The sequence below is a fragment of the Serratia sp. HNCC26DJ244 genome, assembly GCF_057180565.1.
In genome coordinates, this window is the sequence record NZ_JBXUGO010000020.1 from 1 (window position 1) to 18,944 (window position 18,944).

The 18,944-nt window shown below is 54.4% G+C and carries 4 protein-coding genes; all 4 read left to right on the top strand.

The features are described 5' to 3' along the window. The first annotated feature begins 38 nt into the window (after window positions 1-38). The 4 genes from AC2A06_RS14955 to bcsA all read left to right on the top strand — a co-directional run bounded on the left by AC2A06_RS14955 (window position 39) and on the right by bcsA (window position 18,892). Complete coding sequence (locus AC2A06_RS14955; protein ID WP_484380797.1) at window positions 39-14,903, top strand: beta strand repeat-containing protein; 14,865 nt, start codon at window positions 39-41, stop codon at window positions 14,901-14,903. A 426-nt stretch (window positions 14,904-15,329) separates the two neighbouring features. Continuing rightward, window positions 15,330-15,542, top strand: coding sequence for a cellulose biosynthesis protein BcsR (gene bcsR / locus AC2A06_RS14960; RefSeq protein ID WP_484380798.1), 213 nt, complete (start codon window positions 15,330-15,332; stop codon window positions 15,540-15,542). 3 nt (window positions 15,543-15,545) lie between these two features. Further along, complete coding sequence (bcsQ, locus tag AC2A06_RS14965; protein WP_484380799.1) at window positions 15,546-16,283, top strand: cellulose biosynthesis protein BcsQ; 738 nt, start codon at window positions 15,546-15,548, stop codon at window positions 16,281-16,283. Beyond that, on the top strand, window positions 16,280-18,892 hold the full coding sequence (bcsA, locus tag AC2A06_RS14970; protein ID WP_484380800.1) for a UDP-forming cellulose synthase catalytic subunit: 2,613 nt from the start codon (window positions 16,280-16,282) through the stop codon (window positions 18,890-18,892). The genes bcsQ and bcsA overlap by 4 nt, the downstream gene beginning before the upstream one ends. Window positions 18,893-18,944 lie beyond the last annotated feature (52 nt).

The window sequence follows — 18,944 nt, forward strand, 5'->3', positions numbered from 1 at the left end:
TCAGCAGCACCGCGCCGCAAACCAGTGGTGATGTCAGCGTGCTGGCCACCGATGTGGCGGGCAATGACAGTCCGTCCGCGATCACCGCCTATGTGGACAGCACTGGCCCAGTGGCCCCGGCTGCGCCAAGCGTGGTCGCTAACCCAGATGGCACCTTGAGTGTCTCCGGTACCGCCGAGCCGGGCAGCACCGTCACGGTCACCTTCCCGGATGGCAGCACCGCCACCGGGTCGGTGGCCGCCGATGGCAGCTACGGTCCTATCAGCAGCACCGCGCCACAAACCAGTGGTGATGTCAGCGTGCTGGCCACCGATGTGGCGGGCAATGACAGTCCGTCCGCGATCACCGCCTATGTGGACAGCACTGGCCCCGTGGCGCCGGCCGCGCCAAGCGTGGTCGCTAACCCCGATGGCACCTTGACGGTCTCCGGTACCGCTGAGCCTAACAGCACCATCACGGTCACCTTCCCGGATGGCAGCACCGCCACCGGGCCGGTGGCGGCCGACGGCAGCTACGGTCCTATCAGCAGCACCGCGCCACAAACCAGTGGTGATGTCAGCGTATTGGCCACCGATGTGGCCGGCAATGACAGTCCGTCTGCCATTACGGCGTATGTGGACAGCACTGGCCCCGTGGCGCCGGCTGCGCCAAGCGTGGTCGCTAACCCAGACGGTACCTTGACGGTGTCCGGTACTGCCGAGCCTAACAGCACCATCACCGTCACCTTCCCGGATGGCAGCACCGCCACCGGGCCGGTAGCCGCCGATGGCAGCTATGGTCCGATCAGCAGCACCGCGCCACAAACCAGTGGTGATGTCAGCGTGCTGGCCACCGATGTGGCGGGCAATGACAGTCCGTCTGCCATTACGGCGTATGTCGACAGCACTGGCCCAGTGGCCCCGGCCGCGCCAAGCGTGGTCGCTAACCCAGACGGTACCCTGAGCGTCTCCGGTACCGCAGAGCCTAACAGCACCGTCACTGTCACCTTCCCGGACGGCAGCACCGCCACCGGGTCGGTGGCCGCCGATGGCAGCTATGGTCCTATCAGCAGCACCGCGCCACAAACCAGTGGTGATGTCAGCGTGCTGGCTACCGATGTGGCGGGCAATGACAGTCCGTCTGCCATTACGGCGTATGTGGACAGCACTGGCCCAGTGGCGCCAGCTGCGCCAAGCGTGGTCGCTAACCCCGATGGCACCTTGAGTGTCTCCGGTACCGCGGAGCCTGGCAGCACCATCACGGTCACCTTCCCGGACGGCAGCACCGCCACCGGGCCGGTGGCCGCCGATGGCAGCTATGGTCCGATCAGCAGCACCGCGCCACAAACGTCCGGTGATGTCAGCGTGCTGGCCACCGATGTGGCCGGCAATGACAGCCCGTCCGCGGTCACCGCGTATGTGGACAGCACCGCGCCAGTGGTGCCAGCTGCGCCAAGCGTGCTGGTGAATGCCGATGGCACCTTGAGTGTCTCCGGTACCGCCGAGCCTAACAGCACCATCACCGTCACCTTCCCGGATGGCAGCACTGCCACCGGGCCGGTGGCCGCCGACGGCAGCTACGGTCCTATCAGCAGCACCGCGCCACAAACGTCCGGTGATGTCAGCGTGCTGGCCACCGATGTGGCGGGCAATGACAGTCCGTCTGCCATTACGGCGTATGTCGACAGCACTGGCCCCGTGGCGCCAGCCGCGCCAAGCGTGGTCGCTAACCCAGATGGCACCTTGAGTGTCTCCGGTACCGCCGAGCCTAACAGCACCATCACGGTCACCTTCCCGGATGGCAGCACCGCCACCGGACCGGTGGCGGCCGACGGCAGCTACGGTCCTATCAGCAGCACCGCGCCACAAACCAGTGGTGATGTCAGCGTATTGGCCACCGATGTGGCCGGCAATGACAGTCCGTCTGCCATTACGGCGTATGTGGACAGCACTGGCCCCGTGGCGCCGGCTGCGCCAAGCGTGGTCGCTAACCCAGACGGTACCTTGACGGTGTCCGGTACTGCCGAGCCTAACAGCACCATCACCGTCACCTTCCCGGATGGCAGCACCGCCACCGGGCCGGTAGCCGCCGACGGCAGCTATGGTCCTATCAGCAGCACCGCGCCACAGACCAGTGGTGATGTCAGCGTGCTGGCCACCGATGTGGCGGGCAATGACAGTCCGTCCGCGATCACCGCCTATGTGGACAGCACTGGCCCAGTGGCCCCGGCTGCGCCAAGCGTGGTCGCTAACCCAGATGGCACCTTGAGTGTCTCCGGTACCGCCGAGCCGGGCAGCACCGTCACGGTCACCTTCCCGGATGGCAGCACCGCCACCGGGTCGGTGGCCGCCGATGGCAGCTACGGTCCTATCAGCAGCACCGCGCCACAAACCAGTGGTGATGTCAGCGTGCTGGCCACCGATGTGGCCGGCAATGACAGCCCGTCCGCCATCACCGCCTATGTGGACAGCACCGCGCCAGTGGCGCCGGCTGCGCCAAGCGTGGTGGCTAACCCCGATGGCACCTTGAGTGTCTCCGGTACCGCGGAGCCTAACAGCACCATCACCGTCACCTTCCCGGACGGCAGCACCGCCACCGGGCCGGTGGCCGCCGATGGCAGCTATGGTCCTATCAGCAGTACCGCGCCGCAAACCACCGGTGATGTCAGCGTGCTGGCTACCGATGTGGCCGGCAATGACAGCTCGTCTGCCATCACCGCCTATGTGGACAGCACCGCCCCTGTCGCGCCAGCCGCGCCAAGCGTGGTCGCTAACCCCGATGGCACCTTGAGTGTCTCCGGTACCGCCGAGCCGGGCAGCACCATCACCGTCACCTTCCCGGATGGCAGCACCGCCACCGGGTCGGTGGCCGCCGATGGCAGCTACGGGCCGATCAGCAGCACCGCGCCGCAAACCACCGGTGATGTCAGCGTGCTGGCTACCGATGTGGCGGGCAATGACAGTCCGTCCGCGGTCACCGCCTATGTGGACAGCACTGGCCCCGTGGCGCCGGCTGCGCCAAGCGTGGTCGCTAACCCCGATGGCACCTTGAGTGTCTCCGGTACCGCGGAGCCTAACAGCACCATCACCGTCACCTTCCCGGATGGCAGCACCGCCACCGGGCCGGTGGCCGCCGATGGCAGCTATGGTCCGATCAGCAGCACCGCGCCGCAAACCACCGGTGATGTCAGCGTGCTGGCTACCGATGTGGCCGGCAATGACAGCTCGTCTGCCATCACCGCCTATGTGGACAGCACCGCCCCTGTCGCGCCAGCCGCGCCAAGCGTGGTCGCTAACCCAGATGGCACCTTGACGGTCTCCGGTACCGCCGAGCCTAACAGCACCATCACCGTCACCTTCCCGGATGGCAGCACTGGCAGCGCCACCGTGGCCGCCGACGGCAGCTACGGTCCTATCAGCAGCACCGCGCCACAAACGTCCGGTGATGTCAGCGTGCTGGCCACCGATGTGGCCGGCAATGACAGTCCGTCTGCGATCACCGCGTATGTGGACAGCACTGGCCCAGTGGCGCCAGCCGCGCCGAGTGTGTTGGTGAATGCCGATGGCACCTTGAGCGTCTCCGGTACCGCCGAGCCGGGCAGCACCGTCACTGTCACCTTCCCGGATGGCAGCACCGCCACCGGGCCGGTAGCCGCCGATGGCAGCTATGGTCCGATCAGCAGCACCGCGCCGCAAACCAGTGGTGATGTCAGCGTGCTGGCCACCGATGTGGCCGGCAATGACAGCCCGTCCGCGGTCACCGCGTATGTGGACAGCACTGGCCCCGTGGCCCCGGCCGCGCCAAGCGTGGTCGCTAACCCAGACGGTACCTTGACGGTCTCCGGTACCGCCGAGCCGGGCAGCACAATCACCGTCACCTTCCCGGATGGCAGCACCGCCACCGGACCGGTGGCCGCCGACGGCAGCTATGGGCCGATCAGCAGCACCGCGCCACAAACGTCCGGTGATGTCAGCGTGCTGGCCACCGATGTGGCCGGCAATGACAGCCCGTCCGCCATCACCGCCTATGTGGACAGCACCGCGCCAGTGGCGCCGGCTGCGCCAAGCGTGGTCGCTAACCCAGATGGCACCCTGAGTGTCTCCGGTACCGCCGAGCCTAACAGCACCGTGGTCATCACCTTCCCGGATGGCAGTCTTGCAACGGCTCTAGTGGCCGCCGACGGCAGCTACGGGCCGATCAGCAGCACTGCGCCGCAAACCACCGGTGATGTCAGCGTATTGGCCACCGATGTGGCGGGCAATGACAGTCCATCCGCGGTCACGGCGTATGTGGACAGCACCGCGCCAGTGGCGCCAGCCGCGCCGAGTGTGGTGGTTAACCCCGATGGCACCCTGACGGTGTCCGGTACCGCCGAACCGTTCAGCACCGTGACCATTACCTTCCCGGATGGCAGCACCGCCACCGGACCGGTGGCCGCCAATGGCAGCTATGGGCCGATCAATAGCGCCGTTACTCAACCCACAGGGGATGTGACGGCAACCGTTACTGATCTGGCGGGTAATATCAGCGGACCTGGCGTGACCAGTTACATCGATGTTATTCCTCCATCTGCCACGGCAATAATCAGTGCCGTAGTGACAGATACAGGAGAAAGTAGTAGTGACTTTGTAACCAATGCCTCTGCCTTGACGGTACAAGTCACCTTGATAGGCAGTTTGGGGATTGGGGAACGTGTCCAGGTCTCACTGGATAACGGCGTAACATGGCATGATGCCAGTTTCGTTAGTGGCAATCTGTATTCATTTGATAACTCAGCCGAAAACTTGGCGTCGGGTTCATATACCTTCGTGAGCAGAGTGGTTGATGCTGCAGGTAATGCCAGTGCCAGCAGTGATCGGTTGGTGATCATCGATACTCAGGCTCCAGCGACCAGCATTACGATTGATAGTATTAATAGTGATACTGGAAATGGTAGTGACTTTATCACCAGCGATAATACGCTCATGTTACAAGGTAGCCTGGGTGCAGCGCTTAATGCTGATGAAAGTGTACAAATCAGTCTTGATAATGGAGCAACCTGGTTTACAGCTAATGTCAGTGGCACAAGCTGGAGTTATGATAACAGTGCGAGCACATTGCTCGACGGTACCTATGATGTACAGGTTCGTGTCATCGATCTTGCTGGCAATATCGGGCAGAGCGCCAACCAAACAGTCATTGTCGATACGGTAGCTCCAAGCGCAGCAACCACTATTACTCTTGATGCCGTCAGCAGCGATACCGGCAGCGGTAGCAATGATTTCCTCACCAATGACAGTACCCTGATGTTCAGCGGAACGTTGGGTAATGCGTTGGCAACCGATGAGTCTGTGCAGATTAGTCTGGATGGGGGTAATACCTGGCTTAATGCAGACGCCAGCGGTACAACCTGGAGTTACGACAATACTGCAACCTCATTGGTTGATGGTAGCTATGCGCTTCAGGTAAGAGTGATTGATGCTGCAGGTAATGTGGGGCAAACCGCCAACCAGAGCCTGACCATTGATACTCAGGCCCCTTCTTCCAGTGCGACGGTGACGATTAATACTATCGGCCTGGATCTGGGGTTAAGTAATAACGACTTTATTACGCTTGATCGTACCCTGTTGTTTAATGGCAGCCTGGGTGCCAGCTTGGCTAGCGATGAAACTGTGCAGATCAGCATTGATGGTACCAATTGGTTTAACGCATCAGTTAGCGGAACCGATTGGAGCTATGACAATACCGCCAATCCGCTGAGTGATGGCAGTTATAACGTCCAAGTCAGAGTTATTGATACGGCGGGCAATATTGGTCAGACAGCAAGCCAGACGGTGGTGATCGATCGGATTGCGCCTACTGCGACGGTAACCATCAGCGATATCACGTTGGATACCAATAGTAGCAATGACTTTATTACCAGCGCTCAGAATTTGGTCATCAATACCACACTGATTGGCACACTGGGCAGTGGTGAGGTGGTACAAATCTCCCTCGATAATGGTTTGAGCTGGAATATAGCAACCGATATGGGGGGCGGTGTCTACAGTTTCGATAACAGCGCAACGACCTTGGCAGAAGGCACTTACACCTTATTGAGCCGGGTCTCGGATATTGCGGGCAATGTCAGTTCAGCCAGTTCGCAAACGCTGATTATTGATACCACAGCCCCGACTACGAGTAATAGCATCGCCATCACAACCTATACCGATGCCAATGCCCCACTAGTAGGGTCCTTTAACGGTAACACGAGCACCAATGATACGGCTCCAGTATTAAACGGTAGCGTTGATGGGTTGACTCCTGGAGATACTGTACGGATTTATGAGGGTGTAACCCTGTTGGGATTAGCGGTGGTGGTAGGAAACTCCTGGAGTTACCAGCTAAGCGCTTTGACACAAGGTGCCCATAATTACCATGCGGTGATCTCTGATGCTGCGGGCAATGAAGGGACAACATCTGGGGTATTTACCTTCACCGTCGACACCATTGCACCTTCGGCAACGACCACTATCTCCATCGATAGTATCACCACCGATAGTGGCACTGTGGGTGACTTTAATACCAACGATAATACGCTGGTCTTTAGTGGCACTTTAGGTGCAACACTGGCGGGCGATGAAGGTGTTCAGATCAGCCTGGATGGTGGTTTAAGCTGGTTGAATGCCAATGTCAGTGGTACAAGCTGGAGTTTTGATAACAGCGCCAATACCTTGGCCGATAGTAGCTATGGTGTTCAGGTCAGAGTGGTTGATGCTGCGGGGAATATTGGGCAAACCGCCAGCCAGTCAATAACGGTAGATACTCAGGCTCCTAGCAGCAGTACGACTATTAATATTGCTGAGATTTCGTTGGATACCGGTATTAGTGGTAGCGATTTCTTGACCGCCGATAATACGTTGTTCTTCTACGGTACCTTAGGTCAACCTTTGGCTGGGAATGAGCGTGCAGAGATCTCATTCGATAATGGCTTAACTTGGTTTGTGGTAAACACTACCGGCAGCAGTTGGACATACGATAATACCGCCAATATCTTGCCTGATGGCAATTATGATGTTCTCGCGCGTGTGATTGATACTGCCGGGAATATCGGTCAAACCACCAGCAGAACCATGGTAATTGATAGTGCCGGACCTGTTGGCAACTCTATCGAGATCACAACGATCGTGCCAGATAATGGCACCAGTAATAGTGACTATGTGACCGATAGCGGTAATTTGGTCTTTAATGGGTTTATCACAGATCCTTTAGAACCCAATCAGCGTGTTGAAATCAGTTTTGATAATGGGGCGACTTGGTCAACAGCGGTCACAGTTGGTACCAATTGGAGTTATGATAACTCAGCCAATTTATTGGCTGATGGTACCTACAATGTGCAAGCACGCATTATTGATACTGTTGGTAATGTTGAGCAGACCGTTACTGAGATAGTACAGATCGATACCCTGGCACCCGTCAGTGTTGTCAGCATTACCAGTATCAACGCTGATACGGCTGCTATCGGGGACTTTATTACGACTGATAATACCCTTACTTTTAGTGGGCTACTGAGTAGCGCTCTAGGTGTTGGAGAGGGTGTACAGATCACTCTTGATGGCGGAACTACCTGGCACAATGCCACAGTCAGCGGCACCACTTGGAGCTATGACAACACTGGATCCACACTCAGCGACGGTGACTATACAGTGCAGGTTCGTGTTGTAGATGTCGCTGGTAACATCGGCAGCACTGCCAGCCAACTGGTGGTGGTTGATAGCACCCAACCCGCGGCATCTGTGGCTATAACCAGTATTAGCGACGATACAGGCACGAGTATTAGTGACTTTATTACCCGTGATCAAACATTGCTGTTCAATGTGACCCTTACGGGCTCACTGGCGAGTGGCGAAAACGTTCAGGTCTCATTGGATGGCGGTACCACCTGGCATAACGCCTCACTGGTCAGTGGCAATACTTATCAATATGACAACAGTGCAACGACTCTGGCTGAAGGCAGTTACACCATTGAAGCCAGAGTGGTGGATAGTGCAGGCAACAGCAGCACTGTTGCTACCCAAACTGTGATCATTGATGCCTCTGGCCCGACGACTGGCAACAGTATTGCCATTAGCGACTTTTCCGATGATATATTCCCTGCTCAGGGGAATTTTACCAGCGGCGCAAGCACCAATGATACGACCCCATTACTTAACGGTACTGTCAGCGGTCTGCTAGCGGGTGATATTGTTGAGATCTACGAAGGCAGCACGTTGCTGGGTCTGGCAAATGTAAGTGGTGGTAGCTGGAGTTACCAACTTGGCACCCTCAGTGAAGGTAGCCATACCTATCATGCGGTGATTGTTGACAGCAGTGGTAACAGTGGCACCGCGTCAGCCGACTTTAACTTGATAGTCGACACCATTGCACCGAGCGCCAGTAAAACCATCACCATTGGGGCAATCAACAGCGATACCAGTATTGGTAACGACTTTATTACGGCAGACAATACGCTGATCTTCAGCGGTGTATTGGGTAGCGCGCTTGCCAGCGATGAAGGCGTTGAATTCAGTATGGATGGTGGAATAACTTGGCTCACGGCAACCGTCAGTGGGACCACCTGGAGCTATGATAATACGCTGAATGCCATGAGCGATGGTGTCTATAATCTGAAAGCCAGGGTGGTAGATGCGGCAGGCAATGCTGGCGAGACTGCCAACCAGGTTATGGTGCTGGATACTGCGCCCCCAAGTGCTAGCGAAACCATCACCATCGGCAGTATCTCCACAGATACGGGTAGTAGCACTACGGACTTTAACACCAGCGATAATGCCCTGATATTCAGTGGCAACCTAGGGACTACCCTCGCCAGTGGTGATAAAGTGCAGATCAGCCTCGATGGTGGCACTACTTGGCTGGATGCTAACGTCAGTGGAACTACCTGGAGCTACAACAATACCGCCAATACCCTGGCTGACGGCAGCTATAACGTTGTGGCCAGAGTCGTGGATACGGCGGGCAATATCGGCCAGAGCGCAAGCCAGACTGTGGTGATCGATAACAGTATTCCGACCTCAAGTGCGGTCATCAGTGCGATTACCACCGACTCCGGCACCAATGGTGATTTTTTAACCAATGATCAGTCTCTTGTTGTTACTGCAACGCTGACCGGTACGCTGAGTAGCGGTGAGAAGGTCCAGATCAGCTTGGATGGGGGATCGAGTTGGAATGATGCGACTTTAGTCAGCGGTAGCACTTATGCCTATGACAATAGTGGCAATACGCTGGCCTCCGGCACCTACAGCTTTATAGCCAGAGTCATTGATGTCGCAGGCAATGCAACAACAGGTATTAGCCAAACGGTGGTGATCGATGTCACCGCACCAGCTGTGACGGCTATTGCCATCACGGCATTGACGACAGACACTACCTCCGCGTTGGTCACCGGAGCCGGCAGTACCACCAACACTGCAACTGACAGTGATTTTACTACTCGCGATACAGCACTGACCGTGAGTGGTACCTATAGCGGAACATTGACAGGCACAGAAACTCTACAGATCAGTAGTGATAATGGCGCCACCTGGACTAATGTGACCTTCAACAATACCACTCTTACCTGGAGCTATGTGGATCCTGTTGCCAGGACCAGTGCAGTCACCTATCAGGTTCGGGCGATAGATGCTGCAGGTAACGTTTCAAGCGCTACAGCCAGCCAACTGGTGAATGTTGATACGGTTGCACCAACAGACAGTATTATCGCTCCGGTGCTGACAGCAGCTAATGATAGTGGCGTGCTTGGCGATCGCATCACCACCAATACCTCATTGACCTTTAGCAGTGCGAACAGTCGTAATGGCGAAGCGGGTGCCAAATTGTCGCTGGTCAACGACGTCAATGCTGATGGTATTTACTCTGAGGGGATTGATACCATTCTGGCGACCACCACTGTTGCAGGTGATGGCAGTTGGTCTATTACTGCCAGCGGTTTGTCTGGCAACTATCATCTTGCCTTTATGCAGACCGATAACGCAGGCAACCGCACCCGTCTGACTGGCGTCACGGATGTGAGTGTCGTGGCTGCCGACGATGCCACGACCAGTAATACCACTTGGGGGGGCAGCACCGCTGATTTTGTTACCGGTGCAGCAGCAGCCACCCTGAACAGTAACGGTCAGTGGTCGTTCCTGCAAACCGTGGTAGGTACACTGAATGTTGCCATTTACAACGCGACCAACTTGACCACTTATACCTCGACTACACTTACTGGCTCAGGTGGCTTCATTACCAGCGGAACCTTTGCCGACTATCAGAGAAGTGGTTACGCTGGCGTCATAGCGGAAAGTACAGATTTTACGTTTCAAAATTTCTGGAGCACCGCCAATGGCACTAGTTATAGCCGGACGGCACTCTCTGCCGGTCTGGTTTACTATGGTGCGGTGGTCGCCTATGACAAGACCGGTGACGGCTTCTTGGACTTCGCCTTTGGTGATAACTTTGGTGACTCAATCACCTTTGCCACCAATACCAATGGCACTCTGAGCGCCATGAATGGAACGGGTCGCCCTACCGGCATCCCTACAGTCAGTGGTTACGCTGAGGTCTCCAATGTCGATTTGAACAACGATGGTAAGGTGGATATCGTTGAACATACCAACGCCAATGGTAACTTCGCGTTAACTACCTTTATGAATGACCAGACCACAACCAACACCTTCACTCTGACCACCATCGCTGGGGTATTCAACACGCCTTCAGCGGGTAGCAGTGGTGTGCCGATCTCCATGACCTGGGCCGATTTTAACGGTGACGGTTATATGGATCTTTACCTGAATACCGGGCGTAATGTCAGTAATACTGCCGATAGTAACGCTAGCCGTATTTACTGGAATAACGGTAGTGGGGTGTTTGGGACCAGTGCAGGTACGGCGGGAGGATCTGCCACCTACTTCTCTGATACGTTAAAGGGTGGCGCATCACTGGCTATTGACTGGGATCACGATGGCAAGATGGATGTGATTGAACTGCCAGCCTATGGGGTCACCGGTTCGCCGGTCTGGTATCAAAACCAAGGGGCTGGCTTGTTTAAAGCTGGGGCATCACTAACCGGAGCGACCACCTACGGTACGCTTAATGGTGCGCTGTCAGTGGACTATAACTGGGATGGTGCCGTGGATCTGCTGCTGTATCGCAATGGCGGTGCCACGGTGTTTGTCCAGAATACCAATACGGTTGCCAGCGGTAGCAGCTTGCATCTGCGGATCCTTGATCCTAACGGCTTGAATATTTACTACGGTAATACCGTTCAGCTCTATGATCAAACTGGTGCCTTGGTCGCCTCGCACATCATTAACGCGCAAACGTTGATGGTCAATGATAGTACGGCGATCGTCAATTTCTATGGGCTGAATGCCAGCAACACGTATACGGCGGTACTGGTTCGTAGTGTTAATGGCACGTCCACTGATGTCGGTGGTGCGGGAAGCCTCGGCAGCAATACCGTTGAGAATATCAATACCACTTGGGCGGGTCTCACTGCGGGTGATGCCACCCATTCCTACGTACTCTCTGCTGAATCTGGCAGTAACAGCGCAAACGGTGTGTTTGTCGGTACTGGCTATAATGACACCTTCTTTGCCACTGCTGGAACAGATACCTATAACGGTGGTGGCGGTTGGAGCGGTGGCCACTACGCAGCCCCGGTCTGGAGTGCAACGGTGGGTGAAGATACCGTTGATTTCAAACTGGCTGGCAGCACCGGGGTCACCGTTAACCTCAATACCGCTACCGCGCAGAATACCGGCTTCAATACGGCAACATTTACCGGTATTGAAAGCTTGCGAGGTAGCAGTGGTAACGATGACTTCACCGCTAGAACCACAGCGGGTGTTGATAATGTCTTCGAAGGGCGTGGGGGGAATGATACCTTTACTGTGACAGGTGGGGGACATACCACGCTGGTTTACAATATGCTCAATAGTAGCGATGCCACTGGTGGGAATGGCAGTGATACCGTCAATGGCTTCACCGTGGGCAATGTCACCAGTAGCGCCTCGGCAGATATTATTGACCTGACCTCTTTACTGACCAACTACACCGGGACATCTCATGTTTATCTGGATGCCACTACTGGGAAATATGTGCTTGACCTAGCTTCCCAAGGGTTAACCAACTATATCCAGGTCAGTAATGATGGAGTCAATACCATCATCAGAATTGATACCCAAGGCACCGGTAACTTCGCCAGCGGTAATACGTTACTGACCCTCAATGGCGTCGTCACAGATCTGCCAACCTTGCTGGCTAATAACCAACTGTTGCATGCCACCCCAGTCACCGTGTTTGATGTGGTCACCGTTAATAGCCAAAGCACCAGCGATACCACACCGATCATCACCGGTATTTTACCTGTCGCCTTGGCTGCGGGATCCTATCTGGAGGTACGGGTTAATGGTGTGACTTACAGCTCGGCGACGGGAGACGTGGTGGTCGATCCATTGAATCAAACCTGGTATTTGCAAGTCAGTAACAGTAACGCTCTGGCAATCGGCAATTATGAGGTCTCCACGGCAATTGTTGATAGCAGCGGCAGCATTACCGGCTACGATCTCTCCTCTAGCGAGTTGGTGATCACCGCCCCTGCCAGCGTGACCTTCGGTGGTTCCGGTAGTGCCAGCAACAAGGCCACCGCCATGACCATTGGTGAGAACGGTGTCTGGCGTATCTTCTCCAACGATACCGTTTACGACAGTGTCGGCAGCACCAATAGCACATTAGGCAGCTATGCCAGCCAATCCATCACTATCGCTGGCCAGCAGACACAGAGCGTGACCTTTGTGGACTATAACCGCGATGGCTATATGGATATCTACGGCATTGACCAGTCTTTTGCCGATGGCCAAACCTCCTGGACCTATAACGGCACCACTTATACTGGGTTCCAACTGGTGGGTGGCAGCGGAACTAATAGTGCCATTAGCTATTCTTGGTTTGGCGGGGTGATGGCCTACGATAAGACAGGGGATGGTTATGTTGATGTCGTGTATGGCGATAATACACCGGATGATGCTGAAGCTGGAGGCGGTTATGACAGCCAGTTTGTCAGGAACACCGATGGTACCCTGAGTGGTTTTGTCAAGGATCGCAACTATGTCTACACCAACACCGGGGCACCAACTCCGACTAATACCCTGAACGCGCAGCCGGATAAAGAGTTGTCTGGCGTGGATATCAACAATGACGGGACTATCGATATTGTTTACCACAGTTCCGTCGATACCAACTACCTGACCGCTGCCAAAACAACCACCAGCAATAATGCCTACCGTCTGGTGGTAGTGCAGAACAGCGGTAATGGTGCTTTGACCAGTACTCAGGTCATAGACAACGTGTTCTTCAACGAAGAGAGTCTAACAAGTTATACCTCATCAATGACCTGGGCCGACTTTAACGGTGATGGCTATCTTGACCTCTTCCTGGGGCGCGGACGTACCACGTCGGCAGGGGGCGTCGCCGACTCGAATGAGAGCCGTATTCTGTATAACAACGCAGGTACGCTGGTGAGCGCAACGAGCGGAGGCTTTGCCACCACTTATCTGGGGGATACTCTGGCTGGGGGGGCTTCAATCGCCGTAGACTGGGACGGTGACGGGCGTATGGATGCTATCGAACTCCCACGTTTTGACAGTACCGGGACGAATCCTATCAATCTGTATACCAATAACGGTGCAGGGAGCTTTACCAGAACCGCGTTGGTCAACTACGCCTCCGCAAGTACCACCGGGGCATTAGCGCTGGATCTGGACTGGAATGGTTCGCAAGACTTGCTGTACTTTGGTAATACAACGGGCTATATCAGTAACCCCAACGCCATAGCTGCCGGGACCAGTCTGCACTTCCGCTTGTTGGATGCCAATGGGATCAACGCCTTCTATGGCAACACCATCCAGTTGGTTAACTCTTCCGGTGCGGTGGTGGCAACACAGATCATCAACCCACAATCTGGTCTACAGACCAATGAGAGTTCGGCGCTGGTGGATTTCTATGGCCTGAGCAGCAGTGAAACTTACAGTCTGGTTATACTGGGTAATGTCAACGGAGTCTCCTCTGATGTCGGTGGTATCAGTGCGGTGGGCTCAAATACCATTGAGAATGTCAACACTACCTGGGGCGGATTTAAAGCAGGGGAGGCGAACAGCGCTTATGTCCTGACGGCAGAGTCCAGTAGCAATGTCGCGAACGCCAACATTGCCAATGGCATCATCGGTACCGGCTATAACGATACCTTCTTCGCTACCCAGGGTAATGATATTTACAATGGCGGTGGCGGTACCGAAACCATCTCCGAGCAGAAAATCTGGAGCAATACCGGCGGGATGGATATTGTCGACTATAAACTGGCGGGCAGTACCGCGTTAACCATTAACCTGAGCAGCGGGGTAGCGCAGTCAACCGGTTACAATACCGCCACCTTCAAGAATATCGAAGGGCTGGCGGGGGGATCGGGTAATGATACCTTTACCGATAACTCCTCCAATAACCAGTTTGAAGGCCGTGGCGGTAATGACACCTTTAACTTGACCCAAGGAGGAAAAGATACCCTGTTGTATAACATCATTGACAACTTAAGTGGTACCGGTGGCAATGGTAGCGATGTCGTTAACGGTTTCAAGGTTGGGACCTATGAAGCGACCACCAACGCTGACCGTATTGATATCAGTAAGCTAATGGTCGGTTACTCCGCCGATGCAGATGGTCAGGCACACTATATCAACGGTGTTGCTACTATCGATAGCGGCGATAATATCAGTAGTTTCCTGAGTGTGAGCATTTCAGGCAATAACACTCTACTGAGTATTGACCGCGATGGTGCTGGAGGAAGTTATAGCCCAACACTGTTAGTGACCTTTAACGATGTGAATACCGATCTGGCAACATTGTTAGCCAACCACCAGATCATTGTATCGTAGCAAATAAAAAACAGTCTGAGCGGTGCAAGTGCCCGCTCAGACTGTAATCTCATTGATTCAAGGCTGGTCTGGCAGAAATTAGATATAAACATCACAGCATGTTACCCAGACGAAAAATAATACGTCTATGAGTTCCCCGCGACATTATCCGATATCCGTCAATATATACTCCCAAAAAGTAGTCTAAGATTATAGACTGATTCATTGATAAGTGACCTTGCTTGATTGTATGGAAAATGCTCATCTTATTGTGCCAGAGTCTGTATGGCTTTATGCCGAATAGCTTAATATATTGTGGAGGTCGGTAGCGTATTGGTCATCGGGGGATAGCGATTAATAAAAGTAATCCATTCTCACATGGCTTACTGGTTCAGGGCTTAAGTCTGTCTCAGATGAGTTAACGTGAGACTATTTTAAGGCGGCAAGATGAATAATGATGAGTTAGCGGTTTTATACGCTAATGTTCAGCAAGACATACCAGATGACCTTCAGGCGCTGAGGCGGGCATTTTCTTTGCCGAAATTGAGTTATATCGATATTTCACGCCAGGAGCGACTAACAAAAATGATGATTCGCTGGCCATTGTTGTCAGAACTGTCTGAGTTGTCAGCGTCGGCAAACAAAACCGGGAGTGCTTGAGTTATGCCAGTAATTGCGCTGCAAGGGGTGCGTGGTGGTATTGGTACAACGTCAATAACGGCAGCACTGGCTTGGGCATTGCAACAGTTGGGGGAGTCCGTGCTGGCGATTGATCTGTCGCCGGATAATTTACTGCGTTTGCACTTTAATACGCCAGTTGAGCTCAACCGTGGTTGGGCGCGGGCCGAGCTGGAAGGTGTGGCGTGGCAGCAGGGGGCAATGCGTTACTGTGAAAATCTCGACTTTTTGCCCTTTGGCGGTTTGAATTTGGCGGAGCAACGCAGCATTGTTCAACAACAAGCTGAAGCGCAGCAGCGCTGGCGAGACTTTTTAGCGCAAGTGCGCGCTTCGGGCCATTATCGCTGGATCCTGCTGGATATACCTGCCGGGAATACCCCGGTCATTGAACAACAGTTGGCCCTGGCGGATACGGTATTTCAACTCATGAGTCCCGATGCTAATTGTCATGCGCGCCTCTATCAGCAACCGATGCCAGTAGCCTGTCGTTTTCTGGTTAATGGTTACTCCGCAGCCAGCTTGTTACAGCAGGATCTGCATCAGTTGTGGCTGCAAACCCTGGAGGGGCTGTTACCGCTGGTGATCCATCGTGATGAAGCCTTGGCCGAAGCGCTGGCGGTGAAGCAACCACTGGGTGAATATCGGCCAGAAAGTCTGGCGGCCGATGAAGTGTTGACCCTGGCCAACTGGTGTTTGCTTAATCTACAGGATTCGGCGCAATGAGCCGGGTAATGGGCTGGTTGTTGGTGCCGCCGGTTTATCAGCGGATGCAAGGGCGTTATCGCTCTTATCGTCGTGCGGGGTCATCTGCATTCAGCGCGTTTTTTACCACGTTGCTGGTGGCATTAGGCTGGCTGTTATTGCGGTTTGAATCACCCGCTTGGCAAAAAATACGCGCGGCACGGACCTATTGGTTCCCCCATATTTCCCCTTACCGGCCACGCCCGGCAGATATTGTGCGTTATTTGCTGCAGGTGGCGTGGTTGTTAATCATACGTAATAGCCCTTCGACGATGGGGCGTTATGTTTCTTATTTTTCTAATGGTTGGCGTAAGTTGAAACTGCGCTACGCTAATGGATTGCGTCGTTTACCTCGGCACCTGAAGTCTGCTGGGGTAGAAGAGCGTTCGGCGCAGCGTATTAATCGACTGAGCCAACCGGTACGGCGCTGGCTGTTTATTTTTGCCAGCGTGGTAGCTGGGTTGTTAGCCCTACTCTGTATTTCGCAACCTTTCGATTATTTGACCCAGTTGGTGTTTGTCCTCTTACTCTGGGGTATCGCCATGGTGGTGCGGCGGGTACCCGGCCGTTTCCCCAGCCTGATGCTCATTGTCTTATCCCTCACGGTTTCTGGCCGTTATATGTGGTGGCGTTACACCTCTACCTTGAACTGGGATGACCCCCTCAGCCTGATTTGCGGCCTGCTGCTGCTGCTGGCAGAAACCTATGCCTGGATAGTGCTGGTTTTGGGGTATTTCCAGACGATTTGGCCGTTACACCGCCAACCGGTGGCGATGCCGGACGATATCAGCACCTGGCCGACCGTGGATATGATGATCCCCACCTACAACGAAGATTTGAGCGTCGTCAAACCTTCTGTTTATGCGGCGTTAGGTATTGACTGGCCGAAAGAGAAACTGAATATCTACATTCTTGATGACGGCAATCGCCCTGAGTTTAAACAGTTTGCCGAGACGGTCGGGGTGAAGTACATCGCACGTCCTACCCATGAACATGCTAAAGCTGGCAATATCAATCACGCCTTGCGTTATGCCACCGGTGAATTGGTCACCATCTTCGATTGCGATCATGTGCCAACCCGTTCATTTCTACAATTGACGGTGGGGTGGTTCTTTAAGGATAAAAAGTTGGCGATGTTACAAACGCCACACCATTTTTTCTCGCCGGACCCGTTTGAACGCAACTTGGGGCGTTTTCGCCAGACACCCAATGAGGGCACGCTGTTTTACGGTCTAGTGCAGGATGGTAACGACATGTGGGATGCCACTTTTTTCTGTGGTTCTTGCGCCATCTTACGACGTAGCGCCTTGGATGAAATCGGCGGTATCGCCGTTGAAACCGTGACGGAAGATGCGCATACCTCACTGCGCCTGCATCGTAGTGGGCATACCTCAGCTTATATTCGTATTCCGCAAGCGGCGGGGTTGGCGACAGAAAGCCTGTCTGCCCATGTTGGCCAACGTATTCGTTGGGCCCGTGGTATGGTGCAAATTTTCAGGTTGGACAACCCGCTGCTAGGCAAAGGGCTGAAGCTGGTGCAGCGATTATGTTATGTCAACGCGATGTTGCATTTCCTGTCTGGTATCCCACGTTTGATCTTCCTGACCGCGCCTTTGGCGTTTTTGTTATTTCATGCCTATATCATTTTTGCGCCGGCATTGATGATTGTGTTGTATGTGGTCCCCCATATGGTTCATGCCAGCCTGACGAACTCGCGTATTCAGGGGAAATATCGCCACTCTTTCTGGAGTGAAATCTATGAAACCGTGATGGCCTGGTATATCGCCCGGCCAACCACGGTGGCATTGTTTAACCCACATAAAGGTAAATTCAATGTGACGGCTAAAGGCGGGTTAGTGGACCATGACCATGTGGATTGGGAGATCAGCCGCCCGTATCTGATTCTGGTGATGTTTAATTTTGCCGGTCTGCTATTTGGGCTTTGGCGGTTATTTTACGGCCCACCCAACGAGACGATGACGGTGTTTATCAGCTTGGTGTGGGTGGTCTATAACACCATTATTCTGGGTGGTGCCATGGCGGTAGCGGTGGAAGCCAAACAGGTTCGGCAGTCACACCGGGTGGAGTTGAGTATGCCAGCAGCGGTCGTCCGTGCCGATGGGCACCTGTTCCCTTGTACATTGAACGACTATTCGGATGGTGGAGTCGGGGTGAAAATGCGCGTGTCGGACCCGTTTAAAGAGCAGGAGCCGGTCACATTGTTACTCAAACGGGGCCAACAGGAATTCACTTTCCCTTGTGTAGTGACCAGAGCTAATGGCCTGTATGCCGGTTTTCGCCTGTTACCTCTCTCTACGCAACAAAATATCGAATTTATTCAGTGTACTTTTGCCCGTGCTGATACCTGGACACTGTGGCAGGACGAATATCCAGAGGATAAACCGACAAGCAGTTTGCGTGATGTTTTGCTATTGGGACTCCACGGTTATCAGCATATGGCGGATTATGCGCCACCGGTTATTCGCAAAATTTTGGTCGGCTTCACCTCATTGGCTCTGTGGATAATGTCATTTATTCCTCATGGCGTAGAGGGCAGTCGGGTTGCAGCAGAACAGGAAACAGTGGCATAGGTTGTGTGTCCAAACCGCGAGTTTGGCGAACTGACTACAACATTGATGATGA